Below are 26,701 nucleotides of genomic sequence, written 5' to 3'. Positions count from 1 at the left end.
TGTCCAGTGCGCCACCGGTCGCAGAATCGTGTCCATGACCACAGGAACCGCACTCGCCCGGGACTTCCACCACCACGTCGTGGGGCCGCTGCTGGCCCGCCGGCTGCCCGGGTTGCGGTACGCCGCCGCCCGGCTCGGTTCGGGCTCCGACGTGCTCGGATTCGACGACGACCGCAGCCGCGACCACGACTGGGGCTGCCGGCTGACCCTGCTCGTGGACGGGTCGGACCGGGCGGCCGTGGACCCGCTCGACGCCCTGCTGGCCCGGGAGCTGCCGGCGGAGTTCGCCGGCTGGCCTGTCCGTTTTCCGACCACCTGGGCACCGGATTCCACCCACAAGGTGGAGGTCGCCACGGTCGGGGACTTCGCGGCGGGCCGGCTCGGGGTCGACCCGGTGCCGGGGCTGGGCACGCTCGACTGGCTGGTGCTCACCGGGCAGGGCGCCCTGGAGGTGACCGCGGGCCCGGTGTTCGCCGACACGACCACCGAACTGGCCCCGGTCCGGGCCGCGCTCGGCGGCTACCCGGCGCAGGTCGAGCGGTACGTGCTCGCGGCCGGCTGGGGGCGGCTCTGCCAGCGGCTGCCGTTCGTGGGCCGGGCCGCCGACACCGGGCAGGACCGGCAGTCCCGGCTGCTGGCGGCCGAGCTGGTCGGGGACCTGACCCGGTTGGCGTTCCTGGTGGCCCGGCGCTGGGCCCCGTACGAGAAGTGGCTGCAACGGGCCTTCGACGCCCTGCCCGGGGCCGCCGACCTCGCCGCCCACCTGGACGCCGCCCTCGCGGCCGGGGACTGGCGGGGCCGGGAGGACGGCCTGGTCGCCGCCGCCGAACTGCTCCTCGACCGGCAACGGGCGCGCGGCCTGCCCACCCCGGACGCGGGCGTGACCCCGTTCTGGGACCGGCCGTACCGGACGATCGCCCCGGACGTGACCGCCGCCCTGCTCGACGGGCTCACCGACCCGGTGCTGTCCGCGCTGCCCGCCGGGCTCGGGTCGGTCGGCCAGTGGGTGGACAACGTGGACGTCCTGGCCCACCCGGACCGCCGCGCCGCCCTCGCCGCGACCTACGGGACGTGGTCCCGCCGCCCGTAGTCAGCCCAGGCCGTGGTGCCGCACGTTCAGGACCAGGGCGGCCACCATGACGGCGAAGAACACGGCCGGCCCGACCAGCTGGCGGGAGCCGACCCGCAGGTGGGCGGTGAGCGCGCCGACGAAGTACAGCACGAGGCCGGCGGCGGCGAGGGTGCCCAGCAGCGGCACGGCGAACCCGGCCAGCAGGCCCACGGTGCCGGCCGCCAGGAGCAGGCCCAGGACCGGCACGAAGGACCGGGGGATGCCCTTCATGTCGGCCTGGGTCTTCGGGTACTCGTGGCCGATCAGGTAGGTGACGGCTGCCCCGCCGGTGAGGAACGCGGCGACGATGGTGACCGTGACGTAGGCGGTGTTCATGGGCTTCCCTTTTCCGTGGAGGTGTTCCCCATGGACGAGGTGGCCCCGCCGGTTGTGACGCGCGGTGACAGGCGTCACAACCAAGATCAGATCGCGACGGGTACTCCGGGCGGAGCGGCCCGGGAGCGGCCCGGCAGCGGCCCCGCGCGGCCCGGGCTGGGCGCAGGCCTCCCGCCGGCCCCGCCCCCGGGGTCAGGCGGACGCGGCCTTCGCCTCGTCCTCCTCGACCTGCCGGTTCCACTCCGACTTCGACGACTGCCAGCCGTCCTCGTCGGCGCCGCGCCGCCAGTACCCCGAGATGGACTGGCCCGCCCGGGGCACGCCCCGCTCGATGAACAGCTCGCGGCGCATGTCCTTCACGAACGTCGCCTCGCCGTGCACGAACGCGTGCACCCTGCCGGCCGGGAACTCCAGACCGCGCACGGCCTCCAGCAGCGCCTCGCCGATCGGCCGGTCGCCCCGGTGCACCCAGCGGATCTCCGCCGCGCCGTACGTGTCGAGCTTCTGCTCCTCCTCGGCGTCGGCGACCTCCACGAACACGTGGGCCGTGGCGCCGACGGGCAGCCGCTCCACGCCGGCCGCGATGGCGGGCAGGGCGCTCTCGTCGCCGACCAGCAGGTGCCAGTCCGCCGCCGGGTCGGGGGTGTAGCCGCCGCCGGGGCCGGAGAAGTACAGCACGTCCCCGGGCTGCGCGCGGGCCGCCCACGGGCCGGCGAGGCCCTCGTCGCCGTGGTGCACGAAGTCGATCGCCAGTTCCTGGGCGGTCGGGTTCCAGCCGCGCACCGTGTACGTCCGGGTCCGGGGCCACTCCTCGCGCGGCAGCGACTCGCGCAGCGCCTCCAGGTCCAACGGCTCGGGCAGCGCGCCGCCGTCCGCCGCGAAGAGGATCTTCACGTAGTGGTCGGTGTACGCGCCGGCCGGGAAGTCCGCGAGGCCCTCCCCGCCGAGGGTCACCCGGATCATGTGCGGGGTGATCCGCTCGGTGCGCAGCACGATCGCGCGCCTGGGCTGTGGTCTCTTACGCTCTGCCATGCCTGTACGCCCCCTGGGTTCCTCAAAGTCTTAGGCTAACCTAAGTCACAGTTCCGCGATCGTCACCGGCCGCCAGGTCACGGTTGGGACACCGCCGCCACGATCGACGCCCGGGCGGCACGGCGGGCCGGCAGCACCGCCGCGATCATCGCCGCACCCGTCGCGACCACCGTGAACAGCGCCAACTGGTCTAACGGCACGGTCGGCAATCCGTGACCGTAGGCGTTGATCAAGCCTAGCCCCGCCGCCCAGCCGACGGCCCCGCCGAACACCGCACCGGACACCGCGCCCACCGCGCCCATCAGGGCCGCCTCGGCCAGCAACATCCCGCGCAGCTGCCGCCGGGACAGGCCCAGGGCGCGCAGGGTCGCCGACTCGGCCGTGCGCTCCAGCACCGACAGCGCCAGGGTGTTGCCGATCCCGAACACGGCGATCAGCACCGACATGCCCAGCAGCGCCGCGAAGATCCCCAGCAGCTGGTCCAGGGACCCGGCGAGCGCCTCGGCCTGATCCGCCTCCCCGGTGACCTGCAACAACGGGTACGCCCGCACCACGTCGTCGACAACCTGACGAGCCTCCAGCGGGGTACTGCCGGCGGCTGTCGTCACCAGCACCAGATGTGGATCCCCGGCCCCGTAGGACGCCGCGAACTGGTCCCAGGACACCAGGACCCCGCCGGCCACGGGCGCGTCGTCGTACAGGGCGACGACGGTCAGCGGGCCCAGCGCGCCGAAGGTCACCTGGTCGCCGAGGGCCCGGCCCTGTTCGCGGCCCAGTGCCACGGTGCCCGGCCCGAGCGCCGCCAGGTCGCCGGCCGTCACCTCGGGGCGGATCGAGCCGACCAGCCCGTCCGGGGCCACCGCCCACACCGCCCGGCCGCCGCTCAACGGCGCGGTCCGCACCGGCGCCACGACCTCGAACTCCGGATGGGTCCGCAGCGCGCCCGCCACCTCGGCGGGCACCACCGCCCGGACCCGGCTGCGTTCCGAGGCCACGCCGACCGGGGCGGCCGGGGCCACCCGGAAATCCACCCGGAAGTTCTCCCGCAGCTCCGCCCCGGACTGCACCCGCGCCGTGGCCAGCAGCACGCTGAACAGCGACATCAGCGTCACGCCGATCATCAGCGCCGTCGTCGTGGCGGCCGTGCGCCGGGGGTTGCGCCGGGCGTTGACGGCCGCCAGCCGCACCGGCGCGCCGAACAGCCGGCCCGGCAGCCACCCGACCGCCGCGACCAGCCGGCCCACCAGCAACGGGGCCGCCGCCGCGAACCCGAGGAACACCAGCATCGCCCCGCCGAGTACCAGCGGCAGCCCGTCGAACCCGCCGGCCATCCCCAGCGCCCCCGCCCCGGCCCCGACAGCGCCCAGCGCGCCCGCCGCCACCAGCCGGACGGTGCGGGGCCGGCCCCGGGCCTCCAGGGCCGCCACCTTCCGCATCGCCGTCAACGGCGGCACCCGGCTCGCCCCGAACGCGGGCACCAGCGCCCCGGCCAGGGCCAGCAGCGTGCCGAACCCGACGGCCACCGCCACGGTCGGCGCGCCCACCACCAGCGGATGGCTCGGGATCTGCGCACCGACGAACTCCCGCGACACCAGCAGCCCCCAGCCGACCAGCAGACTCAGGGCCAGCCCGCCCAGGGAGGCGAGCACGCCGAGTACGGAGGCCTCGGCCAGCACCATGCCGAACACCTGGAGCCGGGACGCGCCCACGCACCGCAGCAGGGCCAGCTCCCGGCCGCGCTGGGCGGCGAGCATCGCGAACGTGTTGTAGATGACGAACCCCGACACGGTCAGCGCGACCAGCCCGAACGCGACTAGCACCCGCAGGAACCCGTCCACGTACTTGCCCGCCCGCCACGCCAGCTCCCCGCGCACCTGCTCCGCCGGCAGCGCCCGGGCCCCCGACGCGGCGGCCACGTCGGCCCGCACCCGCGCCGGATCCGCACCGGGCGCGGCGGCCACCGCGATCTCCGTGTACCGCGTCGTGCCCGTCAACGCCGTCAGGTCGCCCGGGGTCAGCGCCGCCACGGCCGACCCGTTGAACTGCCGGTTCACCCCCAGGTCGAGGACTCCGACCAGGGTGAGGTCGTGCCGGGCGCCCTGCCGGTCCAGTACCCCCAGAAGGGTGTCGACCTGGAACTTCTGCTCGTCGACCGTCTGGCGGTCCAGCGCGATCTCCCCGGGCGCGGCCGGCAACCGGCCCCGGGCCAGGTCGAACCGGCGCAACGACGGATCGCCGGGCAACGACAGGCCGTAGCCGACGTGCCCGTCGCGGGTCAGCAGCCGGCCGTCCCGGTCGAGCACCCCGAGCGCGCCCACCACCCGGGGATCCACCGCCCCGACCCCCGGCACGGCCCGCACCCGGTCGGCCACCGACGGCTCCAGCAGCCCCGAGAACGGCCGGACCATCACGTCGACGTTGCGCGCCGACCGGGCCAGGTCGTCGTAGAACGCGGCCCGGGCCGTGTCGCCGTAGACCAGGGAACCGGCCAGGAAACTGACCCCGACCATGATGGCGCAGGCGGTCAGGAGCAGCCGCGCGGTGTGCGCGCGCAGGCCGGCGAGTGCGACACGCAGCATCGCACCAGTGTGCCCGGCGTTCGGCGTTTCGACACTACGGTGGGCGGATGGACGACACCCTCCGGCGCGGCATCGCCCGCTCCGTCGCCTGGCTCGACGAGCACAACGGCACCGACCAGGCCGAACTCACCCTGCGGATCCTCAAGGTCACCGAGGAGGCGGGTGAGGCGGCCGGCGCGTGGATCGGGACCATCGGCCAGAACCCACGCAAAGGGGTCACGCACACCCGGCGGGACGTGGCCGACGAACTCGCCGACGTGGCCATGACGGCGCTCGTCGCGATCGGGAGTCTCGGGTTCGACCCGGCGGAGGTGCTGGGGGAGTGCGTGGCGAAGGTGGGGGCCCGGCTCGACGCGGAAGCGGGCGCGCGGCCCGGAGCGGTCCCGGGCGGGGGCTGAACCGATCGCGGCCGGTACCCCGGGCTTCGCGTGGGCGCCCCACGGCGGGAGCGGGGCCGACGCGGGTGTGGCGCCGGCCACTCCGGAGGAACAAACCGGGCGAGCGGGGAGTTGCCGCAAGGTGTGATCGACGTACCCCTGTCAGTCCTCGACCTCGCGCCCGTCGCCGCCGGCACCACCCCCGGCGAGGCCCTGCGCAACACCACCGAACTGGCCCGCCGCACCGAGGCCCTCGGCTACCAGCGGTTCTGGGTCGCCGAGCACCACAACATGCCGGCCATCGCCAGCTCCTCCCCGGCCGTGCTCCTCGCGCACATCGCCGCCCACACCTCCACCATCCGGGTCGGCTCCGGCGGCGTCATGCTGCCCAACCACGCCCCGCTCGTCGTCGCCGAACAGTTCGGCACCCTCGAAGCGCTGCACCCCGGCCGGGTCGACCTCGGCATCGGCCGCGCCCCCGGCACCGACCCGGGCACCGCGCTCGCCCTGCGCCGCACCGCCGAGGGCCTGTCCGCGGAGGACTTCCCGGAGGAACTGGCCTCCCTGATCGGGTACTTCACCGGCCAGGAACGCATCGTCGCCACCCCCGGCCGGGGCGACATGCCCGCGATCTGGCTCCTCGGCTCCAGCGGCTTCAGCGCCCAGCTCGCCGGCATGCTCGGCCTGCCGTTCTCCTTCGCGCACCACTTCAGCGCCCAGAACACCGAACCCGCCCTGGAGCTGTACCGGCGGCACTTCCAGCCCTCCCAGTGGCTCGCCGAGCCGTACGCCATGGTCGCCGTCAGCGCGATCTGCGCCGACACCGACGAGCGCGCCGAGTGGCTGGCCGGCCCCAGCTCCCTGTCGTTCCTGAAGCTCCGCCAGGGCCGCCCCGAACCGCTGGTGTCCCCGGACGAGGCGGCGGCGTACCCGTTCACGCCCCTGGAGCGGCAGTTCGTCGCCGACCGCCGGGTGGGGCAGGCGCTCGGGTCGCCGGAGACCGTCGAGCGGCAGCTGTCGGAGCTGGTGGCGCGCACCGGTGCCGACGAGCTGATGCTGACGGCGTTCGTCTACGACATCGAGGACCGGGCGCGGTCGTTCGAACTGATCGCGGGCAAGGTGGCCGGCCCGGCGGGGTCCGCCGACGCCGGGTAGCCGTCCCGACCGGGCGCGGGGCCCACGGCGGAAGGCCGGTCGCCGCCCTGCGGCCCTGGCCGGGCGCACGCCGGGCCCGGTCGCCCCGGTGGCCTGATCGGGGGCAGGTCGCCCCGCCCCGCCCGGTAGGGTCGGTGTCCGTGAGCGCCACACTGATCGCCCAGGACCTGTCCGCCGGCCACGGCGACCGCCTGCTGTTCTCCGGCCTGGAACTCGTCGTCGCCCCCGGTGACGTCGTCGGACTCGTCGGCGTCAACGGCGCGGGCAAGTCCACCCTGCTCCGCCTCCTGGCCGGCCTCGAACCCCCGGAGGGCGGCGCGATCCGCCTCAGCCCCGCCAGCGCGCTCGTCGGCCACCTGCCCCAGGAGCCGGACCGCCGTCCGGGGGAGAGCGTCCGGGAGTTCCTGGCCCGCCGCACCGGAGTCTCGGCCGCCCAGACCGCGATGGACGCCGCCGCCGAGGCCCTCGCCGACGACGCGCCCGGTGCCGACGACGAGTACTCCGACGCCCTGGAGCGCTGGCTCGCCCTGGGCGGCGCGGACCTCGACGAACGGGCCGGCGAGGTGGCCGCCGACCTGGGTCTGGCCGTGGACCTCGACCAGGCCATGACCAGCCTCTCCGGTGGTCAGGCGGCCCGGGCTGGGCTCGCGTCGCTGCTGCTGAGCCGGTACGACATCTTCCTGCTCGACGAGCCCACCAACGACCTGGACCTCGACGGCCTCGACCGCCTGGAGCGCTTCGTCACCGGCCTGCGCGCCGGCACCGTCCTGGTCAGCCACGACCGCGAGTTCCTGTCCCGCACGGTCAACAGCGTGCTCGAACTCGACCTGGCCCAGCAGCAGATCCGCCAGTACGGCGGCGGGTACGGCGCGTACCTCGAGGAGCGCGAGGTGGCCAGGAGGCACGCCCGCGAGGAGTTCGAGGAGTACGCCGACAAGCTCGAAGGCCTCCAGGGCCGCGCCCAGATGCAGCGCAACTGGATGGACCAGGGCGTCCGCAACGCCCGCCGCAAGGCGACCGACAACGACAAGATCGGCAAGAAGCTGCGCGCCGAGTCCTCCGAGAAGCAGGCCGCGAAGGCCCGCCAGACCCAGCGCGCCATCGAACGCCTCGACGTCGTCGACGAGCCCCGCAAGGAGTGGGAACTCCGGATGGAGATCGCCGCGGCCCCCCGGTCGGGCGCGGTCGTGGCCACCCTGCGCGGCGCGGTCGCCCACCGCGGCGACTTCACCCTCGGCCCGGTGGACCTCCAGATCGACTGGGCCGACCGGGTCGCCATCACCGGCGCGAACGGCTCGGGCAAGTCCACCCTGCTCGCGGCCCTCCTCGGCCGGCTGCCCCTCGACGCCGGCTCGGCCGCGCTCGGCCCGGGCGTCGTCGTCGGCGAGGTCGACCAGGCCCGGGGACTGTTCCTCGGCGGCGAGCCCCTGATCGACGCGTTCTCCGCGGTGGTACCGGACCTGGCGCCGGCGGACATCCGTACCCTCCTGGCGAAGTTCGGCCTGAAGGCCGCGCACGTCACCCGCCCGGCGGCCACCCTCTCGCCGGGGGAACGCACCCGCGCCGCGTTGGCCCTGCTCCAGGCGTCGGGCGTGAACCTCCTCGTCCTCGACGAGCCCACCAACCACCTCGACCTGCCGGCGATCGAGCAACTGGAGTCGGCCCTGTCCACCTACCCGGGCACGCTCCTCCTGGTCACCCACGACCGCCGCATGCTCGAGGCCGTCGAGGTCAACCGCCGCATCTCGGTCACCGACGGCAAGGTCACAACCCTCTGACGGGTACCGGCGCCCTCACCGCCCGCCCGTGGATCCGGTCACCAGTCGCCCAGCAACCGGTCCCGCAAGAGGGACAAACCGTTATCGTTCGACGTGACGTATTCGCGGACCGACCACAACGAGAACCCGACAGGCCGGACACCGATGAACGACCGGGTGACGTGGGTGCGGGCGGGAGGGCGCGACGACATGGACCAGATCCCTGAGTTCCGCGCTCTGTGCCGCGCCTTCTCCGGCGCGGCGGCCCAGACGTGAAAGGCCACCTCAAGCTCGGTTCGCCACAGTCTGTCTCGTTGTATTCGACTGCTGAAGGTTGGCGCTATGCCGTCCTCACGTCACGAGGCGGGTTCCTGCACGGCAGACTGCCGGACGCCCCGCACGACGACACGGCCACCGCGCAACGGATGGCAGCAGAGTTCGTCGCTTGGGGGTTCGGGAGCGGCCATCAGATCGACTGGGCCCCCACCGACAAGCCTGGTTGGTGGAGCGGCACAGTAACCCCGCAGCCGTAGCCATCGGGCACAGCCGTTGGACAGGCCACCGGGCCCTCGCCTGAACGACGTGAACGGTTGAGGCCCAGCCGCTATCAGGGCCTTCGCCATTCGCCGCCCATGGTCGTGACACGGGTCGACGTCGCTCCGGTCGCGGTGTCCACCGCCCAGGCCGGTGGGTCGCCGATCGAGTGGACGGCCTCGGTCATGACGGCCCACACCGCCCAGGCCTCCATCTCGCTCAACAGCAGATAGCGCCGTTCGACATCGACCATGAACACGAAATGCTCCGCGGCCCGCGACCGGCTCACCGCGATCCGGGTGGGCCGTTCGCCCCAGGTCGGGGGAGCGACCATCCGCCAGACCGGCTCGGGCTCAGACACCGGTCGGAACCTCTCCTCGAGGTAGAGCCCGAAGAGTCGCGGGGCCTCGCCCGGATACGCCGCGGGACCGGAAGGCTCGCTCATACGGTCGTCCTCCTGTGATCTACATGGGAGGCCCGGGACGGGCGGGGTCGACCGGATCAGTAGGGAAGGGACTGACCCACCCGTTGCCCAGCACCCGCCCCGGTGCCCTACATCCACTCAACATGAGCCGGGATTTGATCAACATTGCGGGAATGGCGCAGAAAAGGCGCATCAACGTTGCGTCGCATGTTCTGCGCTGTATTAATGGTTGGTGTCGACCGGAAGGAAGTCGGTCATGGGCGGTGGAAGGCGGCGGCTCGCAGGCCGACGCAAGGCGGTTGGTCTCAGCCAGGAGGCGTTGGCCGAGGCAGTCGCCGTCGACAGGTCGACCGTCGTGCGCTGGGAGCGCGGTGTCACCAGCCCTCAGCCATGGGTCAGGGTCCGCCTGGCGGAGGTGTTGCGGGTTTCGCTGGAGCAGCTCAGTGAGCTGTTGGAGGTGTCGTCCCGTCCTAAGTCCTCCGTATCATGGAGGCCTGGTGCCGGAGCGCCCACCAGCCGGGGTGAGGGCAGGTCGCCAGTCCAGGAGACCCCGGAGTCTGACGACATGAACCGCCGCGAACTGCTCCGACTCATGAGCATGGCCGGCACCCTCGTCGCGGTGTCCGGGATCGACAACGAACTGGACTGGGAGCGGCTCGACTACTTCGCGGATGGTCTGCACCGACTCGACCCTGCCGTCATCGATGAGTACGCCACGCTCAACAGTCACCTGTGGCGCGTGTTCGCCTTGTCCACGTCGAAGCAACACACCTATCCGCTCGTACGCGATCAACTCGGTGTTCTGGTCGGAGCCCTCCAGCGTTCTCACAGCGAGGCGGTACACCGCGACCTGTGTGCGCTCGTGGCCGACCTGTTCCAGCTCGCGGGCGAGATCCTGTTCGACGGCAACCACTACACCGACGCGGCGCACTGCTATACCTTGGCCGCCACGGCGAGCAGAGAGGGCGGCGTGTTCGACCTGTGGGCGTGCGCGCTGACCCGTCATGCCTTCATCGGCGTGTACGAGGAGCAGTTCGCCAAGGCGGGGCCGATGCTCGAACTCGCCGCTGGCCTGGCCAGGCGGGGCAACCAGGCCCTCTCGACGCGGCATTGGGTCCGCGTTGTGCAGGCGCAGACCTTTGCGGGCCTGGGCGACCTGAAGGCATGCCAGCGAGCCCTGGACGACGCCGAACGGGTCCATCAGTTGACTGGAAAGATCCATACCGAAGGCTGGCTTCGCTTCGATGGATCTCGACTCCCGGAAGAGCGCGGGACCTGTTACGTGACACTTCGTCGCCCCGACCTGGCGGAGCGGGCGTTGACCGATGCACTCCGCATGGACCTGTCGGCACGGCGTCGCGGGAATGTGCTCACTGACCTCGCCACGCTAGGTCTCCAGCGCGGCGATCTCGACCAGGTCGTCGGTCATGCCAGAGCGGCCATGGACCTCGCCAGGCAGACCGGTTCGGGCGTGATCGGCCGCAAACTCCAAGGACTCCAGGCCCAGCTCACACCCCTGCTCATCAACCGCCATATCCGTCAGCTTGACCACGAGCTCACCACTGTCACAGGAACATCCGCTTGACGAGCATGAGGAGCAGTACGTTGCCGGTCGAACGAGGACGAGTCTTCCGTGAAGCATGGATCGCTGGCGTCAGGAAGCACTACCCTGGCGAGCCGAAGCCGGGCTACGTCACTCCGTGGGAGGAAACCCCGGAGTGGGAGCGGGAGAGCGCGACGGCCGTCTACGACCAGGTGAACGCCTTCATCGAGGCGACCGACGGGGCGACCGCCAAGCTCACCCGGGACCAGAAGGGTCGATTCGTCGCGCTGTGCTGGATCGGGCAGATCTTCAAACATTTCCCGGACCCGAAGCCCGCCTACGTCGCTGACTGGGACGAGCTGCCGAAGTGGCAGCAGGAGACGGACGCAGACATCTTCGAACACATCGAACGGGAGCCCCGACAGTAGGCGGCGAGGGGGTTGGGCGCGGGCCACGGGGAGGGACGCGGGTATGACAGTGTGCTCGGGTGGCACGTGACATCGTTCTCGTCAACGGGTTGCCCGGGGCGGGCAAGAGCACCCTGGCCGCGCTGCTGGCGGTCGAGCTCGGCGCGCTCGCGCTGTCCAAGGACCGGCTGAAGGAGGCGCTGGCCGACGCGGTGGCGCCAGCCCCGACGACGGCCGTCACCGGTCCCACCCTCGGAGCCGTCGCGATGGGCGCGGTATGGGCGCTCGCCGCGCACCACCCCGGCACGGTACTCATCGATTCCTGGTGGTTTCGCCCCCGCGACCTGGAACACGCCCGCGAAGGCCTGGCCACCACGGGCGCGATGTCAGCGCTGGAGATCTGGTGCGAGGTCCCCACGGAAACGGCGCGAATCCGTTGCGCGACAAGGGAAAGACACCCGATCCACCAGGACGGCCACCGCCTGGCCACCGACTGGCCACGCTGGGCCGCCGAGGCCGCACCGCTCGCCCTGACCCCGGTCATCCGCGTCGACACGAGCGGACTGGTGGATGTCGCCGCCGTTGCCCGCACCGTCCGGCACGGTCTCGGCGGAAGCGGCGCACGCTGACGGCGAAGCCGGACCAGCCGGGCCATCCCCGCCGGGGCGAGTCACCTCGCCCCGGCCCCGCGCCGTCATGGTGGCCTACAGTCGCCCAGCCAGGTCGGCGAGCAGCAACCCGGGATCGATCGGCGCGCCCCGGTACGCGATGTACTTGTCCGGCCGCACCACGAACACCCCCGACCCGCTCACCCCGTAGGCGGCCCAGGCGGCGGTCTCCTCCGGCCCGATCACCCGCGCGGCCACCCGCCCCGGATACTCCAGTTCCACCCGCTCGGCGAGCCCACCCCACTCGGCGGGCTCCCCGAACAACAAGACCGTGTGCTGGGTACCGCGCAGCACGTCGTACACCCGCCCGGCCCCCACGGAAGCCTCCCGGGCCCGGTCCCCGGGCACCGGCCCGTCACCGCCACCCCCGTCCCGCGCGTTCAACGGACTGTCCGGGTACGCGATCCGCAGCTGCGCGAACGTCCCGATCAGCCACCGCCGCACCGACTCCCGGCCGAGCAACCGCCCGGCCAGCACCGGCGCGACCTGCCCGCGCGCGAACCGCGCCACCGCGCCCTGCCCGGAGATGACGGAGAACATCCGGTCCGTGGTCCGCAGCAGCCGCTGCCCGACCGGATGCCGCTCCGCGTGGTAGCTGTCGAGCAGCTGCTCCGGCACCGGCCCGCGCGCCGCCCGCGCCAGCTTCCACGCCAGGTTGTACGCGTCCTGGATCCCGGTGTTCATCCCCTGCGCCCCAGCCGGACTGTGCACATGGGCGGCGTCCCCGACCAGGAAGACGCGCCCGTCCCGGTACCGGGGCACGCCGCGCCGGTGCAGCCGGTACCTGCTGACCCAGAACTCCTCCACCACCCGGGCCGGCAACGGCAACCGCTCGTCCAGCATCGCCTGGAACTCGGCACGCGTCGGCTCGGAATAGTCCGCCGCCCCGGGCCCGGTCGCCCCCGACCCGGCCGCGCTGTGCTCCTCGGGGCCGGCGGCCTGTGCCGGACCAGTCGTGGACGGCCCGGGGCTCCGGGGGTCCTCCCCGCCGGACCGTGCGGCCTCCCCGCCGGACGGGGCGGTCTCGCGGGTGCCGACGTTGCCGAAGATGCGGAACCGGCCCGCGCCGGGCATCGCGAACGCGGCCAGGAACCCGGACCGGGACGGGAACACGTACAGGTCGCCGTCGGGCAGCTCCCAGTCGAGCCGCGCGTCGGCCATGATGAACTCCTCCGCGTACGTGGCCCCGTCGAACGGCATCCCGATCGCCCCCCGTACCGCGCTCCGCGCCCCGTCGCACCCGACCACCCAGTCGAACCGCTCGGTCCACTCCCGGGTCCGCCCACCCCCGGGTTCGCCGTCCTCGGGCCCCAGCGGCGTCGACACCCCGCCGTGCCGGCCCTCGCCCGCCTCCGCGAGCCCGCCCCACGCCGTGCCGCCGACCGGCCCCGTACCCCACGCGGCCCCGCCGCCCGGACCCTCGAACCGTACGGTGACCCCGTCGGTGTCCTGGTCGAGCCCGGTCACGGTCACCCCGCGCTCGACCCCGATGCCCAGCGTCGCCAGGTGCGCGGTGAGCACGCGCTCGGTCTCGTGCTGCGAAAGGCTGAACAGCCACGGGTACGCCGTCGCCGTCTCCGGTTCCGTCAGCAGCCCCGCCACGTCCACCCGGATCCGCCGCTCCCGGTCGAAGACGACGTTGAGGCTCTCCGCCCGGGTCCCGGCCGCGAGGGCCGCGTCCACGATCCCCATGTCGTCGAACAGTTCCAGGGTGCGCGGCTGCACGATCAGCGCCCGGGACGTGGTCGCCGGGACGGGCAGCCGGTCGACGATCCGGACGGACGCCCCGTGCCGGGCCAGCTCGGCGGCCATGGTCAGCCCGGTCGGCCCGGCCCCCACGACGAGAATGTCACCCATGTGCCCTCCCGCGTCCCATATCCCGTTTTACTCTAGCTTCCGGGAGGGGCGGGCGGGCGCGTTCGGGCAGGGTCCACATCGGAGCACCGGTACCCGGATGGTGGGTTCAGGGGGTTGTGACCGTCGGGGCGTGGTGGACGGGGAAGTTCACCGAGTTGGCGATGAAGCACTTCGCGTGCGCGTCGGCGTGCAGGGCGACCGCCGCCTCGACCATGCCGGGCTCGGCGACCGTCACCCGGGGGCGCAGGAGCACCTCGGTGAAGTGGCCGCCGCCGTCCGCCGTCTCCGCCATCGTGCCCACCGCGTCGTCGGTGTAGCCGGTGACGACCACGCCCGCCGAGGCGCACACGTGCAGGTACCACAGCAGGTGGCACTGCGACAGGGACGCGACCAGCAGCTGTTCCGGATTCCACCGGGCAGGGTCGCCCCGGAACGCCGGGTCGGAGCTGCCGGCGATCCGGTCCCGGCCGGGCGCGTCGACCTCGTGGGCCCGGTCGTAGGCCCGGTAGCCGCTGGTGCCGGTGCCCCGGTCGCCGCTCCAGGTGACGGTCACGTCGTAGGTGTGGGTCGCTGCCATGCCCCGATTCTCCGGTGCGGGCCCAGGAGGGTCCAGGCGCCGCTCCGGAGCGGCCCGGAGGCCCGGGCGCCGGGAGGGCCACGGTGCCGGGCCCGACCTCTGGCGCGGCGCGCCCGGCGGTCCGCCGCGGGGCGACATTCCCATGGTTACCGGCGAGTCCGTCAAGCCCCCGTCCGGCCCGTTCCTTGGCGCGCATATGTCCCAACAAGATGGACAAAGTTCACGCCGAAGTCCTGATTGGCCACCGCACAGTCGTTTCTCCGTCACCTACTGCGAGGTGACGGAGGACTTGTAGTTTGGTAGACAGTGCCGGTGACTATTTCCTATGGCCGCATTCTGGCCGGCGCGGCCGCCACCGCGATCGCCGCCACGGTCCTGTCCGCCGAACCGGCCCTCGCCGTGTCGCCGGACGTCGTGATCAGTCAGGTGTACGGCGGCGGCGGCAACTCCGGCGCCACCTACACGACCGACTACATCGAGCTGACCAACCGGGGCACCGCCCCCGTGAGCGTCGACGGCTGGAGCGTGCAGTACGCCTCGGCGGCCGGCACGACCTGGGCGCGGACCCCGCTGACCGGCACCATCGCCCCGGGCGCGAGCTACCTGGTCGCCGAGGCGCAGGGCGCGGGCGGCACCACCCCGCTGCCGACCCCGAACGCGACCGGCACCATCGCGATGAGCGCGACCGCCGGCAAGGTCGCCCTGGTGACCAACGGTACGGCGCTGGCCTGCGGTTCGGTCTGCCACGCGGCGGCCGGCGTGCGCGACTACGTCGGCTACGGCACCGCCAACGACTTCGAGGGCGCGGGCGCCACGGGTGCCCTGTCCAACACGACCGCCGCGCTGCGGCAGGGCGCGGACACCGACAACAACGGCACCGACTTCGTGGTCGGCGCGCCCACCCCGGGCAGCGGCGGCATCCCGCCGATCCCGGACCCCACGGCCGCCCGGGTGCACGACATCCAGGGCCGGACCCACAAGTCCGCGCTGGCCGGCAAGGTCGTCGTCACCGCCGGGGTCGTCACCGCCGTGGCGGCCAACGGGTTCTGGATCCAGGACACCGCCCCCGACGCCGACCCGGCCACCAGTGAGGGCATCTTCGTCTTCACCAGCACCGCCCCCTCCGTCGTGGTGGGCGACGCGGTCGACGTGACCGGCAAGGTCACCGAGTTCCGGCCCGGCAACACGGCCACGAACCTCAGCACCACCGAGCTGACCAGCCCGAAGATCACGGTCACGGCCCAGGGCGTGGCCCTGCCCGAGCCGGTGCTGATCGGCCGGGGCGGCATCCTCGCCCCGACCGCGATGCGCGCCGACAACCCGGGCGACGTCGAGACCTCGGCGACGTTCGACCCGGCCGCCAACGCGCTCGACTTCTACGAGGCCCTGGAGGGCATGCGGCTGCGGCTGGTCAACCCGAAGGCCGTAGGCCCGACGACCTCCAACGGCGAGATCGCGGTCGAGGCGGTCGGCTCCGACGACCCGCGCACCGAGCGCAACGGCGTGCGGTACGACTCGTACGCCAGCCCGAACACCGACCGGGTCATCATCGACGACCTGCTCGCCCCGGTACCGGCCGTGAACGTGTGCGACACGCTCAAGGGCAACGTCGACGGCGTGCTGGACTACTCGTTCGGCAACTTCAAGCTCCTCGTCACCGCCACCCCCGTGGTGATCCCCGGTGACCTGCAGCGCGAGGTGACCCGCGCGGCGACCGCCGACGAGCTGGCCATCGCGACGTACAACGTGGAGAACCTGGCCCCGGGCGACCCGCAGGCCAAGTTCGACCGGCTGGCGCAGGGCATCGTGGTCAACCTGGCCGCCCCGGACATCCTGGCCATCGAGGAGATCCAGGACAACTCCGGCGCGACCAGCGACGGCACCGTCTCGGCGAGCCTGACCTGGCAGAAGCTGATCGCGGCCGTCACGGCGGCCGGCGGCCCGACGTACAGCTACCGGTCCATCGACCCGGTGAACAACGCCGACGGCGGCCAGCCCGGCGGCAACATCCGCACCGGGTTCCTGTTCCGCACCGACAAGGGCCTGTCCTTCGTGGACCGGCCGGGCGGCGACGCGACCACCCCGGTCGGCGTGACCGCCGGCGCGGCGGGCGGCGCGGCGCTGACCATGTCCCCGGGCCGGATCGACCCGGCGAACACCGTGTGGAACGCCTCCCGCAAGCCCCTCGCGGGCGAGTTCGCCTACCGGGGCCGCACGTACTTCGTGGTGGCCAACCACTTCAACTCGAAGGGCGGCGACCAGCCGCTGTTCGGCCGGTTCCAGCCGCCGACCCGCTCCTCGGAGACCCAGCGGCACGGCCAGGCCACGGCGGTGCGGGCGTTCGTCGACAGCGTGCGCGCCATCGACGCCAAGGCCAACGTCGTCGTCCTCGGCGACATCAACGACTTCGCGTTCTCCCAGACCACGAACATCCTGGTCGGCGACGGGTTCCTCGTGGACCTGCCGCAGAAGGTGACCGCGCGGCAGAGCTACACCTACGTGTTCGACGGCAACTCGCAGGTCCTCGACCACATCCTGGTGTCCCGGCCGCTGTACCTGGCCGGCGAGGACTACGACATCGTGCACATCAACAGCGAGTTCGCGGACCAGGCGTCCGACCACGACCCGCAGGTGATCCGGCTCGCGACCCCGCAGCCGTAACACCCCACGAGAAGGGGCCGCACCGTTTCGGTGCGGCCCCTTTCCATGGGTACGAGGTGAGCCGCGCCCCGGCCGCACGCGCCCCGGGTCGGGCTGTGCGGCGACCCGGCGGTGCGGCGGCGGCGCGAAGGCCCCACCGGCGCCGGGACGGTCCGCGCTACTCCTCGATTGCGCCGCCGACCGAGCGCAGGTGCTCGCGGAACGTCAGGGTCGGTTCGGTGCGGCGGCGGGCCAGGTACCCGTCGAATCTGACCTGGGAGCGTAGCGACTCCCCGCCCCGGATCCGGTCGGCCTGCCGGTGCTCGGTGTCGCGGATGCCCTCGGCGAGGGTGAAGAGTTCCCCGGCCCGGTCGGCGGGCACGAACAGCACCCCGTCCTCGTCGCCGAGCACCAGGTCCGCGCGTCCCACGGTCCAGTCGCCCACCGTGGCGGACTCCAGGGCGTCCTTCGGCTGCGGGTCGAGGCGCTGCGGACCGGTGGACAGGGTTCCGGCGCTGAAGACGGGCAGGCCGATCGCGCGGATGTCGGCGGTGTCGCGGTGCAGGCCCCAGATCACGATGCCGGTCAGGCTGGCGGCCTGCGCCTCCAGGGCCACCAGGTCGCCGACGCAGCTCTCGTCGACCCGGCCGCCGTTGTCGACGACGAGCACGTCGCCGGGCGCGGCCTCCTCGAACGCCTCCAGGAACACGTCGACGCTGCCGACATGCCGCGCGGGGGCGACCCGGCCGGCGACCCGGGTGCCGGGTACCACCGCGCGGGTGCCGGCCGGGGCGCACCGCACCGGGACCTGCGCGCGGATGCAGGCGTCCGCCAGGTGCGCGGTGGTCAGCGCCGCGAACCGGTGCCGAAGTTCCTCGTGGTCCATGCTCGTCCTCTCGGGTCCGGGCCGCAGGGGGCCACCGGGGCGGCCACTGCCGATGATGCCACCCGCACGACGCCGATCGCGAAGCCTCCGAGCCACCGTTGGTGCCGGCGCGTCGCCGGAGGGTCGGTGCGCGAACCCCGGTGCCCGACCGCCGGGTCCGCCATGCCAGCACGCATGCCAGCTCCTTTGTGGTGGCTGGGGTCGCAGTACCGTCAAAGGGAAGATCGTGAAAAGGCTTCAGGTAGTGACGGCCTTCGTTTGCCGGCCGGCCCCGCCGGGTAGGGAGGCGGCATGAGCAGCGCACCCGGGCCGCACGCCCACATGCCGTCGGACGTCACCCGGAAGGTCGGGGTGTTCGACCACTTCGCCGACGCGGCCGCCCGTTTCGCCTCCAAGGCCTGGTTCTTCGCCCTGTGCGTGCTCCTCGTCCTGGTCTGGGCCCCGTCCTACTTCGTGATCGGCAACCTCGACACCTGGCAGCTGATCATCAACACGGCCACCACGATCGTCACGTTCCTCATGGTCGCGCTCCTGCAGAACACCCAGAGCCGCAACGACCGCGCCGTGCAGGACAAACTCAACGCCATCGCCGACGGGCTCGCCGACCTGATGGCCGCGCAGGCCGAGCACACCGACACGCCCCAGCTCCGGCACGACATGCTCGAACTCCGCGAGTCCGTGGGGCTGGAGGACCGCGAGAGCACCGGCTAGCCGCTCGGCACCGGGACCCGCGCCGCCGGGCATGGTCCGGCGCCGACAGCCGCGTCGCCGGGCGTGGTCCGGCGCCGACACCCGCGCCGCTACGCGTCGTCCGGCTCCGCGACCCGCTGCGCCGGATGCTCCACCAACGCCAGGATCCGGCTCGCCATGAACCGGGCGGTGCGCACCGTCGTGCCGCCCCGGGTCACCTCGGACACCTCGACCACGCCCCGGCCCACCGAGACCTCGACCCGCCGGCCGGCCCGGGTCGCCACCACCTCGTACGTCCGCGAGCCGCTACCCGCATCGATGACTACCTCTACCCGGTCGCCCTTCATACCCCCAGTATGCCCGCCCCGGAGCCCCGCGTCGCCCTCGAAAAAGCGCAGCTCAGGCACCCTGTCGACACTCCTGGCTAGACGATGCCCTGCCGGAACGCGTACGCCACCGCCTGCGCCCGGTCCCGCACCTCGAGCTTGGCGAAGATGTGGTTCACGTGCGTCTTCACCGTCGCCTCGGAGATGAACAGCCGCCCCGCGATGTCCGGGTTGGACAGCCCCTGCGCGATCAGCCGCAGCACCTCCACCTCCCGGTCCGTCAGGTCGTGCGCGACGGGCGCCCGCAGGTGCTCGCCCGGGATCAGCTCCAACAACTTCCGCTGCACGTCCGGGTCCAGGTCCGCCTGGCCGCCCGCGACCCGGCGCAGCGCCCGGGTGATCTCCTCGACCCCGGCGTCCTTGGTCAGGTAGCCGCGCGCCCCGGCCCGCAGCGCCGCCAGGATGTCCGCGTCGTCGGCGTACGTGGTCAGCACCACCACCTGGGTCCCCGGGTACTCCGCCCGGACCCGCCGGGTCGCCTCCACCCCGTCGCACCGGGGCATCCGCAGATCCATCAGCACCACGTCCGGCGCGTGCTCGGCGACCGCCGCCACCGCGGCCAGCCCGTCGGCGGCCGTCGCGACCACGGTCACCCCGTCGACCAGGCCGAGGAGGAGTTCGAGCCCGTCGCGGATCACCCGCTGGTCGTCGGCGACCACGACCCTCAGTTCGGAACCCGCAGCCACACCCGGTACCCCTCTCCGTCCGTGCGCGGCCCGGCCGCCAGCGTGCCCCCGAGCAGTTCGGCGCGCTCCCGCATGCCGGCCAGCCCGTAGCCGCCGCCGGTGCCGCCCAGCTCCGGGTGGGCCGCCGCCGTCCCGTCGTCGAGGATCTCCACCTCGACCGCGTCCCCACGATAGGTCAGGGTCACCGACGCCCGGGCCCCCGGCGCGTGCTTCCGCGCGTTGGTCAGCGCCTCCCGGGTGGCCCGCTCCAGCGCCAGCGCCGCCTCGGGCCCGAGCGGGGCCTCGGGGCCCACGACCCGGAACAGCGCGTCGGAGGACCCCGCCAGGGCCCGCAGCAGCTCCGGCAGCGGCCGGGCGTCGCCGCGCAGCGACTCCAGCGCCCGGCGGGTCTCGTCCAGGCCGTCGCGGGCCAGCCGCTGGGCCTGCTCGACCCGGCGGAGCACCTCCGCCGGGTCGGAACCCCGGTGCAGCAGCATCCGCGCGCCCTCCAACTGCACGACCTGCGCGGTCAGGGTGTGGGCGAGGATGTCGTGGATCTCGCGGGCCAGCCGCTGGCGCTCGGCGAGGGACTCGGCGCGCCGGGTCGCCGACCGCGCCTCGCGTTCGGAGGCCAGGAGCTGCTGGGCGGCGGCGACCTTCTGCCGGGCGTCGCGCATCAGGAGCCCGATCAGCGCCGAGCCTGCCATGCCCGTCGCCAGGCCGAAGGCGGCCCAGCCGCCCCCGTACCGCAGGGTGATCAGGAACAGCGGGACCGCCGCCACCAGGCAGAACACCGGGGCCTTCGGCCAGCTCACCCGGGCCAGCGCCCACGGCATGACGGCCATCGACGCCACGTAGCCGGGGAGCTGCCCGTCGACGAGCAGTAGCAGGTCCCCGGCCGCCACGGTGACGGCGAGGCCGCCGAGCGCGTGCCACTCGCGGTCCGGGTCGGCCATGCCGGACGGGTCCCGCCAGGCCAGCCGGGACATGGCCACGCCGCCCCGGTACCGTGCGTAGAGCAGTCCGCCGGGGACGAGGGTGGACAGGAGGAGCACCAGCGGCCAGCGGTCCGGCCAGGAGATGCTGACGCAGAACACGGGGAACAGCAGGAGCCCGAACCCGCGCAGCAAGGCCGGCAGCCGGCGGGTCACGCCGCGACCCTGTCCCGCTCGGGCGTCACGGGCAGCGGCCGGCCGCCGAGCAGCCCGGCCCGGCGGGCCAGCACCAGGCTCTGCACCCCGAACGTGACCCCCGCGAACACCATCGCCTCCCCGAAGCCCTCCGCGGCCCCGAGTGCCCCGGCGCCGACCATGATCGCGATTCGGAGCGCGATGGACGCGACCCACCAGGCCACCGTACGGCGGTCGCCCCGGGTCACGATGCCCGACGCGGTCCGCCACACGGCCATCGTGCGGGCCCGGACCACGCCGGTGCCGGCCGCGACCAGCAGCCCCAGGACCAGCATGCCGACCGCGACCGGGGCGCGCAGCCGGTTCCACAGGTCATGGTCGGCGAACAGGCCCACCGCGAGCATGGCCACGGGGAGGACCACGGCGCGGCGGACCCGGAAGGGGCCCTCCCGGACCTGGCGGCGGATCAGGAAGGCGATCAGGCCCAGTACGAGCAGGCTGTACACGGTCCAGAACACGAAGGTCGTCATGGGTACGACGCTACGAATCCGGGCCCTCTCCGCGCATCGACGCGGGGGTGGAGCGGCGGTCTCCACCCGTGGGTGCGGGTCGGGCTCCACCCGGGGCGCGTCCCGGCCCAGCGCGCCGTGCCGACGGCCGGAACCCGATGCCGGCTCCCGCTGTGCCGATGGCCGGATCCCGGCGCCCGGCTCCCGCTGTGCCGACGGCCGGATCCCGGTCGCCCGGCACTCGCGGAGCCGAAGGCCGGACCCCGGGCGTCAGACGATGCGGTAGAAGTTCGCGTAGTGGTCGGGGGAGTACCAGGTCACCCCGGTCGTGGCGTCCAGCACGATCCGCTTCGCGTCGCGGGCCGCGCCCTTGTTCCGGGGCACGACGTCGTACTCCCAGAACGTGTGGCCCGCCGGCAGCTGGCCCTCGGAGTTGCGGAACTGGCCGCCCGCGAAGTTCCACTTCCCGCCCGTCCACTGGTACCACGTCCGGGTCTTCGGGAAGTCGAGGTTCTTCCAGCCCTGGTAGGCGTCGCGGGCGGCGGCACAGCCGGAGATGGTGCAGGAGCCGACCACGGCGCCGGGGTTGACCCCGGCGCGGTCCGGGGCCGTGGCAGCCGGGCCCGTCGAGGCCGAGGACACCGGGGAAGGGGCGGCGGTCGCCGGGGACTGTCCTCCGACGAGGACGGCCGCCACCGCCGCCGCCAGAACCAGCCGCCGCAACACGGAAAGCGCCATGGGAACCTCCAGAATGGTGATATCGAGGGATCCTGATGCCGAAATCGTGGCTTAGCAGGTCGCGGCGGGCAACGGACGGCACGTGAACGCTGCGGTGCCCGTGGGTGGCCGTCCGGCGGTCCCTGACGGGCGTCAACCCGCTCCGGAGATGGGTACCCTGGCGGCGTGCAGACCGCCCCTGTTGCCCTCGATGCCGCGTTCGTCCGCGACCCGTACCCCGTGTACGACCGCCTGCGTGCCCTCGGACCGGTGCACCCGGCGGTCCTGCCCGACGGCCAGCGGGTCTGGCTCGTCGTCGGGCACGAGGAGGTGCGCGCGGCCCTGGCCGACCCCCGGCTGTCCGTCGACAAGCGGCACGCGGCCCCCGGCGGCTGGAAGGGCCTCCAGCTCCCGCCGGCCCTGGACGCCAACCTGCTGAACCTCGACGGCCCCGACCACGCCCGGCTCCGCCGCCTCGTCGCGGGCGCGTTCACCGCGCGCCGGGTCGCCGGCCTGCGCCCCGGGATCGAGGCCACCGCCGGGGCCCTGCTCGACGCGATGGCCCGCAGGACGACCGCCGACCTGGTCGCCGACTACGCGGCCCCGCTGCCCGTGGCCGTGATCGGCGACCTGCTGGGCGTGGCCCCCGACGACCGGGGCGACTTCAAGGGCTGGACCGACACGATGCTGGCCGCCGAGGCGGGCGAACGGGTCGACGCCCGGTCCGCGCTGGGCGAGCTGCTCGCGTTCCTCACCCTGCTGATCGCCACGAAGCGCGGCAAGCCGGCCGACGACCTGCTCTCGGACCTGATCGCGGCCCGCGACGGCGACGGCGGCCGGCTGTCCGAGGACGAGCTGCTGTCGATGGCGTTCCTGCTGCTGTTCGCCGGGCACGAGACGTCCGTGCAGCTGATCGGCACCGGCGCGGTCGCCCTGATCCGCGAACCGGCGCTGCGCGGCGCGCCCGACCTGGTCGAGGAGCTGCTCCGGCACGACGGCCCGGTGGGGCTGGCGGTGCGCCGGTTCCCGACGGAGGACCTGGTGCTCGGGGGCACCCTGGTCCCGGCCGGCGACGCGGTGCTGTTGTCGTTGGGGGCCGCGCACCGCGATCCCGCGCGGTACGCGGATCCGGACGTCCTGCGCCCCGGCCGCCCCGACCAGGGCCACCTGGGCTTCGGGCACGGCGTGCACTACTGCCTCGGCGCGCCGCTCGCCCGGCTGGAGGCGGAGATCGCGCTCGCGGCCCTGTTCGCGCGCTTCCCGGACGTGGCCCTCGCCGTGCCCGCCGACCAGCTGCACAACCGGCCCACGTTCCGGGTCCGGGGCCTGGCCGCCGTCCCGGTCCGACTCAACCCCTGAAACCCCAGATCAACAGCATCATTCGACTACGGAGGGATCCGACCCGGCACGCATCGGTTTCCGGAGCCCCCGACACGCATGCGTCCATCCCCCCGCCCGCCGGCTGGCCCCCGGGAGGGCCGGCGCCCCGACCCGCGACAGACCGCCTGTCACCGGCGCGGACCACCCGACACCGGTGCGGACCGCCTGCCGCACGGCGGGGTGCCGACCCCCGACAGCCGGCGGGGGAGCCCAACCCCGATGGCCGGCAGGGGAGCCGAACCCCGACGGCCGCCCCGGTGTCGGCCCGCCGGCACCGGTACCCGATGAAAGGGTCTGGTTCTAGGCCCAGGGCCACGAGTCAGGCGCCGTGTACCCGCCGGCGGCCGCGAACGCCCCCGCCACCGTCGCCCGGTCCGCCCCGGCCGCCAGCGCCGCGCACAGCAGCAGCCGGGCGCGCACCGGATCGCAGAACCCGGCCGGCACCAGCCCCCGGGCGAGCAGGTCCCGCTCCGACCCGGGGAACGCGTACGTGTCGGTGAGCACCGGCCCGGCCCCGGTCCGCGAGGCCAGCACCACCGGGATCCGGCCGCCGATCTCGTGCAGCCGGCCCACCAGCCGCTCCGGCACGTGCCCGACGCCCATCCCGGCGACGACCAGCCCGTCGAGCCGGTCCTCGGCCCCGTGCAGCAGCTCGCCCCGGTCCCCGAGGGTCACCGTGACCAGCCCGACCCGCGCCGTCGGCGGGTCCGCCGGCCTGGGGAGCACGAACCTGCCCTCGGGCCGGTGCAGGACGCACGGCCGACCGCCGACCAGGTAACCGAGCGGCCCGCCGTTGGGGGAGGTGAACGCGCCGACGCTCGTCGAGTGCGTCTTGCGGACCCGGCGCGCCGGGTGGATCTCGTCGGCGAGCACCACCAGGACGCCGAGGCCGGCTACCCCGGGATCGGCGGCGACCCGCAGCGCGGCGAGCAGGTTCGCCGGCCCGTCGTGCCCGGCGGCGGTCGGGTTGCGCATCGCGCCGGTGACCACGACCGGGCGCGGGCCCGCGTGCCACAGGTCGAGCAGGTACGCGGTCTCCTCCAGGGTGTCGGTGCCCTGGGCCACCACCACGCCGTCCGCCCCGGCGGCGAACGCCCCGTCGACCGCGACCGACAGGGCGTGCACGTCGGCGAAGTCGAGCGACGCGCCCGGCAGCCGGCGGAAGTCCACCACCTCGACGGCGATCCCCGACTCCGCCAGGCCGGGTACGGCGGCGACCAGGTCGGAGGGGGACAGCGCCGGGGCGACGCCGCCGCCCGCCACGGGGGCCATGGCGATGGTGCCGCCGAGGCCGAACAGGACGATCCGGGGCTGGCGGGGATGCGCGGTCACGCCCCGAGCCTAGGACATGTACGCACAAGCAACCGCGCGTGCGGCGGGGCAGCGGGCACGGCGCGCGGGCCGTACCGTGGTAGCTGACCCGGTCGGGTTTGTGATGCACGGCAGTGGGGAAGAGACAGAGCAGTCGCGTCGCTGGGGAGGAGTCCCGCCGTGGTGTTTCGGATCCTGCACGGACAGACCGGCGGAGTGGTCCGTCTCATGGTGTTCGGCGAGATCGACCTCGCCGTGCACGACCAACTCCGCGACGGCATCCTCGGCGCGGTCGGCACTCCGGGGATCACGGCCGTCGTCGTCGACCTCGGCGCCGTCCCGATGCTGGACTCGGGCGGGATCGGCATCCTGGTCGCGGGCCGCACGGCCGCCCAGAAACACCGCATCGGGTACGAGGTCTGCCGGGCCCGCTGGCACATCCGTAATGTCCTCGACGCGGTCGGCGTTCTCGACGTCCTGACGGACGCCTCGTAGTTCCAGCGCTGGGCCAGTTTTCGCACCATCTGCGCCGCCCGGACGCTGCCTCCGCGCCAGCCGGGCGCCGCGCTCCGGCGGCCCGGCACCGTCCTGCCGGTGTCTTCCCGCACCGTCTGGCGTCCGCACGGCGTGGCTCCGGGCGCTGGTCCGCCACCCGGACGTGGCTTCGGGCTTGGCCCGGCCACTCGGATGTGGCTGCGTGCGCGGCCCAGCCACCCAGACCTGGCTGCGTGCGCGGCCCGGCCACCCGGACGTGGCTGCGTGCGCCGCCCAGCTACCCGGATGTGGCTTCGGGCGCCGCCCAGCCACCCGGACGTGGCGAGTCCCGCCCCGGTGCGCCCGGGGCAGGACTCGGTGTCGTGCGGCGCGCTACGCGGCCATCGCGCGGGACTCGTCCGCCTGCATCCAGCCCCGCAGCCGGGTCAGGGTCTGGGTGAGCAGCCGCGACACGTGCATCTGGGACACGTTCAGCCGCTCGGCGATCTGCGACTGGGTCAGCTCCTCGGCGAACCGCATGGTGAGCAGCCGACGCTCGCGCAGCGGCAGCCGCTCCAGCAGCGGACGGAGCACGGCACGGGCCTCGACGACGTCGTACCCGGGGTCGTCGTCGCCGAGCAGGTCGGCCAGCCCGCCCCCGGTACCCGCCGCGTCGACCGGCGCGTCCAGTGAACTCGGGGCGTACGCGCCCGCGCACCGCATGCCGTCCCGGATGTCGGACTCGCCGACCTCCAGGTGCGCGGCGAGGTCCGCCACGGTGGGCGTCCGGCCCAGGGTGTGGGTCAGGTCGCCGGTGGCCTGCTTGATCCGCAGGTGGATCTCCTGGGTGGAACGCGGCACCCGGACGGTCCAGCCCTTGTCCCGGAAGTGCCGCTTGAGCTCCCCGACGATCGTCGGCGTCGCGTAGCTGGTGAAGTCGTTGCCGGTGGCGGCGTCGAAACCGTCCACGGCCTTGATCAGCGCGAGCCGGCCGACCTGGACCAGGTCGTCGAGGTGCTCGCCCCGGTTGGCGAACCGGCGGGCCAGCTTGCCGGCGAGCGGCAGCGCCGCCCCGATCACGTCGTCGCGCAGCCGGTCGCGGGCCGGACCGGCCGGCATCGTCGCCAGCCGGGCGAGCGGGGCGCGCAGGGTGTCGTTGAGCGACTCGCGGCCGTCGAACAGGCCCACGACCGGGGCGAGCCCACGGGTCGGGGCGCCGGTGAGCCGGGCGGTACGGGTGGGCAGCGTGAGAACAGACATGGTTGACCAGACCTCCAGCGGTGAAGGGCACCGCAGATGCGCGCGCACAGTCGTGGCGCGGAAGTGGGGGAAGCACAGCTGGGCCCGTTGCTCGAGCACCACAGAAAACGGCACGAGTCCGTCGAACGGACGGCGCGCTCGGAGCCTGGTCTAGACCCCGGCGGAAACCCGTCGCGTGGAGTACACAGTATCGGCCGAACGGTGGATAGGAAAGCCCCTGGGGCATGCCGATTGGTGACACAGCACACAAGGTGCCGGTGTGGGCGGTACCGGGCAAAATCTGCTGGGGAGTCCCC

At 73.6% G+C, this 26,701-nt stretch carries 26 protein-coding genes and 1 pseudogene; 13 read left to right on the top strand and 14 right to left on the bottom strand.

Annotated features, from left to right (window positions below; genetic code table 11):
- Positions 1-34 precede the first annotated feature (34 nt).
- Entirely contained in the window at positions 35-1,090 is a 1,056-nt protein-coding gene (locus AB0M43_RS12275; protein WP_363723799.1) for a DUF4037 domain-containing protein, read from the top strand.
- On the opposite strand, the gene AB0M43_RS12270 is transcribed toward AB0M43_RS12275, so the two are convergent.
- The 3 genes from AB0M43_RS12270 to AB0M43_RS12260 form a co-directional block, all read right to left on the bottom strand.
- Positions 1,091-1,447 (bottom strand): DoxX family protein, encoded by a 357-nt coding sequence (locus AB0M43_RS12270; RefSeq protein ID WP_363723797.1) that lies wholly within the window; start codon positions 1,445-1,447, stop codon positions 1,091-1,093.
- Between the two features lie 192 nt (positions 1,448-1,639).
- On the bottom strand, positions 1,640-2,479 hold the full coding sequence (locus AB0M43_RS12265; RefSeq protein ID WP_363723795.1) for a siderophore-interacting protein: 840 nt from the start codon (positions 2,477-2,479) through the stop codon (positions 1,640-1,642).
- A gap of 77 nt (positions 2,480-2,556) precedes the next feature.
- Positions 2,557-5,058 carry an ABC transporter permease gene (locus tag AB0M43_RS12260; RefSeq protein ID WP_363723793.1) on the bottom strand — a complete coding sequence of 834 codons (2,502 nt, stop codon included), beginning with the start codon at positions 5,056-5,058 and terminating at the stop codon, positions 2,557-2,559.
- A gap of 47 nt (positions 5,059-5,105) precedes the next feature.
- On the opposite strand from AB0M43_RS12260, the gene AB0M43_RS12255 reads away from it, so the two are divergent.
- The 4 genes from AB0M43_RS12255 (at position 5,106) to AB0M43_RS12240 (ending at position 8,623) form a co-directional block, all read left to right on the top strand.
- On the top strand, positions 5,106-5,456 hold the full coding sequence (locus tag AB0M43_RS12255; RefSeq protein ID WP_363723791.1) for a MazG-like family protein: 351 nt from the start codon (positions 5,106-5,108) through the stop codon (positions 5,454-5,456).
- Positions 5,457-5,579: 123 nt separating this feature from the next.
- A complete protein-coding gene (locus AB0M43_RS12250; protein ID WP_363723789.1) occupies positions 5,580-6,590 on the top strand; it encodes an LLM class flavin-dependent oxidoreductase in 1,011 nt (336 codons plus the stop codon).
- 140 nt (positions 6,591-6,730) lie between these two features.
- Entirely contained in the window at positions 6,731-8,368 is a 1,638-nt protein-coding gene (locus AB0M43_RS12245; protein WP_363723787.1) for an ABC-F family ATP-binding cassette domain-containing protein, read from the top strand.
- Positions 8,369-8,461: 93 nt separating this feature from the next.
- The gene (locus AB0M43_RS12240) at positions 8,462-8,623 is read left to right on the top strand and encodes a hypothetical protein (RefSeq protein ID WP_363723785.1); all 162 of its coding nucleotides are present in this window, start codon (positions 8,462-8,464) and stop codon (positions 8,621-8,623) included.
- Between the two features lie 331 nt (positions 8,624-8,954).
- Here AB0M43_RS12240 and AB0M43_RS12235 read toward each other — a convergent pair whose 3' ends face one another.
- Positions 8,955-9,242 (bottom strand): hypothetical protein, encoded by a 288-nt coding sequence (locus AB0M43_RS12235; protein WP_363723783.1) that lies wholly within the window; start codon positions 9,240-9,242, stop codon positions 8,955-8,957.
- Between the two features lie 319 nt (positions 9,243-9,561).
- Between AB0M43_RS12235 and AB0M43_RS12230 the strand changes: the two are divergent.
- The 4 genes and pseudogenes from AB0M43_RS12230 to AB0M43_RS12215 all read left to right on the top strand — a co-directional run.
- Positions 9,562-9,744: pseudogene (locus tag AB0M43_RS12230) on the top strand (helix-turn-helix transcriptional regulator); the annotation flags it as partial.
- Positions 9,745-9,870: 126 nt separating this feature from the next.
- Positions 9,871-10,890, top strand: coding sequence for a transcriptional regulator (locus AB0M43_RS12225; RefSeq protein WP_363724583.1), 1,020 nt, complete (start codon positions 9,871-9,873; stop codon positions 10,888-10,890).
- Positions 10,891-10,895: 5 nt separating this feature from the next.
- Complete coding sequence (locus AB0M43_RS12220) at positions 10,896-11,276, top strand: hypothetical protein (protein ID WP_363723781.1); 381 nt, start codon at positions 10,896-10,898, stop codon at positions 11,274-11,276.
- A 59-nt stretch (positions 11,277-11,335) separates the two neighbouring features.
- Positions 11,336-11,884, top strand: a complete 549-nt coding sequence (locus AB0M43_RS12215; protein ID WP_363723779.1) for an AAA family ATPase — start codon at positions 11,336-11,338, stop codon at positions 11,882-11,884.
- Positions 11,885-11,959: 75 nt separating this feature from the next.
- Here AB0M43_RS12215 and AB0M43_RS12210 read toward each other — a convergent pair whose 3' ends face one another.
- Both AB0M43_RS12210 and AB0M43_RS12205 read right to left on the bottom strand, forming a co-directional pair.
- The gene (locus AB0M43_RS12210) at positions 11,960-13,780 is read right to left on the bottom strand and encodes an FAD-dependent monooxygenase (protein ID WP_363723777.1); all 1,821 of its coding nucleotides are present in this window, start codon (positions 13,778-13,780) and stop codon (positions 11,960-11,962) included.
- Between the two features lie 106 nt (positions 13,781-13,886).
- A complete protein-coding gene (locus AB0M43_RS12205; RefSeq protein ID WP_363723775.1) occupies positions 13,887-14,357 on the bottom strand; it encodes an OsmC family protein in 471 nt (156 codons plus the stop codon).
- A 312-nt stretch (positions 14,358-14,669) separates the two neighbouring features.
- Here AB0M43_RS12205 and AB0M43_RS12200 point away from each other — a divergent pair, with 312 nt between their 5' ends.
- A complete protein-coding gene (locus AB0M43_RS12200) occupies positions 14,670-17,018 on the top strand; it encodes a lamin tail domain-containing protein (RefSeq protein ID WP_363723773.1) in 2,349 nt (782 codons plus the stop codon).
- A gap of 157 nt (positions 17,019-17,175) precedes the next feature.
- On the opposite strand, the gene AB0M43_RS12195 is transcribed toward AB0M43_RS12200, so the two are convergent.
- Entirely contained in the window at positions 17,176-17,883 is a 708-nt protein-coding gene (locus tag AB0M43_RS12195) for an RraA family protein (RefSeq protein ID WP_363723771.1), read from the bottom strand.
- A 291-nt stretch (positions 17,884-18,174) separates the two neighbouring features.
- Between AB0M43_RS12195 and AB0M43_RS12190 the strand changes: the two genes are divergently transcribed.
- Positions 18,175-18,594: a low affinity iron permease family protein gene (locus tag AB0M43_RS12190; RefSeq protein ID WP_363723769.1), complete on the top strand. Its 420-nt coding sequence runs from the start codon at positions 18,175-18,177 to the stop codon at positions 18,592-18,594.
- Between the two features lie 89 nt (positions 18,595-18,683).
- Here the strand turns inward: AB0M43_RS12190 and AB0M43_RS12185 are convergent, their stop codons facing one another.
- The 5 genes from AB0M43_RS12185 to AB0M43_RS12165 all read right to left on the bottom strand — a co-directional run bounded on the left by AB0M43_RS12185 (position 18,684) and on the right by AB0M43_RS12165 (position 22,001).
- Positions 18,684-18,920, bottom strand: coding sequence for a hypothetical protein (locus AB0M43_RS12185; RefSeq protein ID WP_363723767.1), 237 nt, complete (start codon positions 18,918-18,920; stop codon positions 18,684-18,686).
- 77 nt (positions 18,921-18,997) lie between these two features.
- On the bottom strand, positions 18,998-19,645 hold the full coding sequence (locus AB0M43_RS12180) for a response regulator transcription factor (protein WP_363723765.1): 648 nt from the start codon (positions 19,643-19,645) through the stop codon (positions 18,998-19,000).
- On the bottom strand, positions 19,624-20,775 hold the full coding sequence (locus tag AB0M43_RS12175) for a histidine kinase (RefSeq protein WP_363723763.1): 1,152 nt from the start codon (positions 20,773-20,775) through the stop codon (positions 19,624-19,626). The genes AB0M43_RS12180 and AB0M43_RS12175 overlap by 22 nt, the downstream gene beginning before the upstream one ends.
- Complete coding sequence (locus AB0M43_RS12170; RefSeq protein ID WP_363723761.1) at positions 20,772-21,284, bottom strand: hypothetical protein; 513 nt, start codon at positions 21,282-21,284, stop codon at positions 20,772-20,774. The genes AB0M43_RS12175 and AB0M43_RS12170 overlap by 4 nt, the downstream gene beginning before the upstream one ends.
- A 249-nt stretch (positions 21,285-21,533) precedes the next feature.
- Positions 21,534-22,001: a ribonuclease domain-containing protein gene (locus AB0M43_RS12165; protein ID WP_363723759.1), complete on the bottom strand. Its 468-nt coding sequence runs from the start codon at positions 21,999-22,001 to the stop codon at positions 21,534-21,536.
- Between the two features lie 165 nt (positions 22,002-22,166).
- Between AB0M43_RS12165 and AB0M43_RS12160 the strand changes: the two genes are divergently transcribed.
- Positions 22,167-23,339 (top strand): cytochrome P450, encoded by a 1,173-nt coding sequence (locus tag AB0M43_RS12160; RefSeq protein ID WP_363723757.1) that lies wholly within the window; start codon positions 22,167-22,169, stop codon positions 23,337-23,339.
- A 321-nt stretch (positions 23,340-23,660) separates the two neighbouring features.
- On the opposite strand, the gene AB0M43_RS12155 is transcribed toward AB0M43_RS12160, so the two are convergent.
- Positions 23,661-24,692: an asparaginase gene (locus AB0M43_RS12155; RefSeq protein ID WP_363723755.1), complete on the bottom strand. Its 1,032-nt coding sequence runs from the start codon at positions 24,690-24,692 to the stop codon at positions 23,661-23,663.
- Positions 24,693-24,851: 159 nt separating this feature from the next.
- Here AB0M43_RS12155 and AB0M43_RS12150 point away from each other — a divergent pair, with 159 nt between their 5' ends.
- Positions 24,852-25,166 (top strand): STAS domain-containing protein, encoded by a 315-nt coding sequence (locus AB0M43_RS12150; protein WP_363723753.1) that lies wholly within the window; start codon positions 24,852-24,854, stop codon positions 25,164-25,166.
- Positions 25,167-25,538: 372 nt separating this feature from the next.
- On the opposite strand, the gene AB0M43_RS12145 is transcribed toward AB0M43_RS12150, so the two are convergent.
- On the bottom strand, positions 25,539-26,405 hold the full coding sequence (locus tag AB0M43_RS12145; protein WP_363723751.1) for a SigB/SigF/SigG family RNA polymerase sigma factor: 867 nt from the start codon (positions 26,403-26,405) through the stop codon (positions 25,539-25,541).
- Positions 26,406-26,701 lie beyond the last annotated feature (296 nt).

Source organism: Longispora sp. NPDC051575 (genome assembly GCF_040681875.1).
Lineage (GTDB): Bacteria > Actinomycetota > Actinomycetes > Mycobacteriales > Micromonosporaceae > Longispora.
Note: the sequence above shows the minus strand (reverse complement) of the source record. Positions and strands in the feature narration are given on the sequence as shown.

Bases quoted from the DNA above. Each gene is read 5' to 3' on its own strand.
- AB0M43_RS12270 (WP_363723797.1), bottom strand. From the start codon at position 1,447: ATGAACACCGCCTACGTCACGGTCACCATCGTCGCCGCGTTCCTCACC.
- AB0M43_RS12205 (WP_363723775.1), bottom strand. From the start codon at position 14,357: ATGGCAGCGACCCACACCTACGACGTGACCGTCACCTGGAGCGGCGAC.
- AB0M43_RS12275 (WP_363723799.1), top strand. From the start codon at position 35: ATGACCACAGGAACCGCACTCGCCCGGGACTTCCACCACCACGTCGTG.
- AB0M43_RS12220 (WP_363723781.1), top strand. From the start codon at position 10,896: ATGAGGAGCAGTACGTTGCCGGTCGAACGAGGACGAGTCTTCCGTGAA.
- AB0M43_RS12260 (WP_363723793.1), bottom strand. From the start codon at position 5,058: ATGCTGCGTGTCGCACTCGCCGGCCTGCGCGCGCACACCGCGCGGCTG.
- AB0M43_RS12165 (WP_363723759.1), bottom strand. From the start codon at position 22,001: ATGGCGCTTTCCGTGTTGCGGCGGCTGGTTCTGGCGGCGGCGGTGGCG.
- AB0M43_RS12210 (WP_363723777.1), bottom strand. From the start codon at position 13,780: ATGGGTGACATTCTCGTCGTGGGGGCCGGGCCGACCGGGCTGACCATG.
- AB0M43_RS12195 (WP_363723771.1), bottom strand. From the start codon at position 17,883: ATGGACCACGAGGAACTTCGGCACCGGTTCGCGGCGCTGACCACCGCG.
- AB0M43_RS12185 (WP_363723767.1), bottom strand. From the start codon at position 18,920: ATGAAGGGCGACCGGGTAGAGGTAGTCATCGATGCGGGTAGCGGCTCG.
- AB0M43_RS12145 (WP_363723751.1), bottom strand. From the start codon at position 26,405: ATGTCTGTTCTCACGCTGCCCACCCGTACCGCCCGGCTCACCGGCGCC.
- AB0M43_RS12265 (WP_363723795.1), bottom strand. From the start codon at position 2,479: ATGGCAGAGCGTAAGAGACCACAGCCCAGGCGCGCGATCGTGCTGCGC.
- AB0M43_RS12255 (WP_363723791.1), top strand. From the start codon at position 5,106: ATGGACGACACCCTCCGGCGCGGCATCGCCCGCTCCGTCGCCTGGCTC.
- AB0M43_RS12190 (WP_363723769.1), top strand. From the start codon at position 18,175: ATGAGCAGCGCACCCGGGCCGCACGCCCACATGCCGTCGGACGTCACC.
- AB0M43_RS12170 (WP_363723761.1), bottom strand. From the start codon at position 21,284: ATGACGACCTTCGTGTTCTGGACCGTGTACAGCCTGCTCGTACTGGGC.
- AB0M43_RS12225 (WP_363724583.1), top strand. From the start codon at position 9,871: ATGAACCGCCGCGAACTGCTCCGACTCATGAGCATGGCCGGCACCCTC.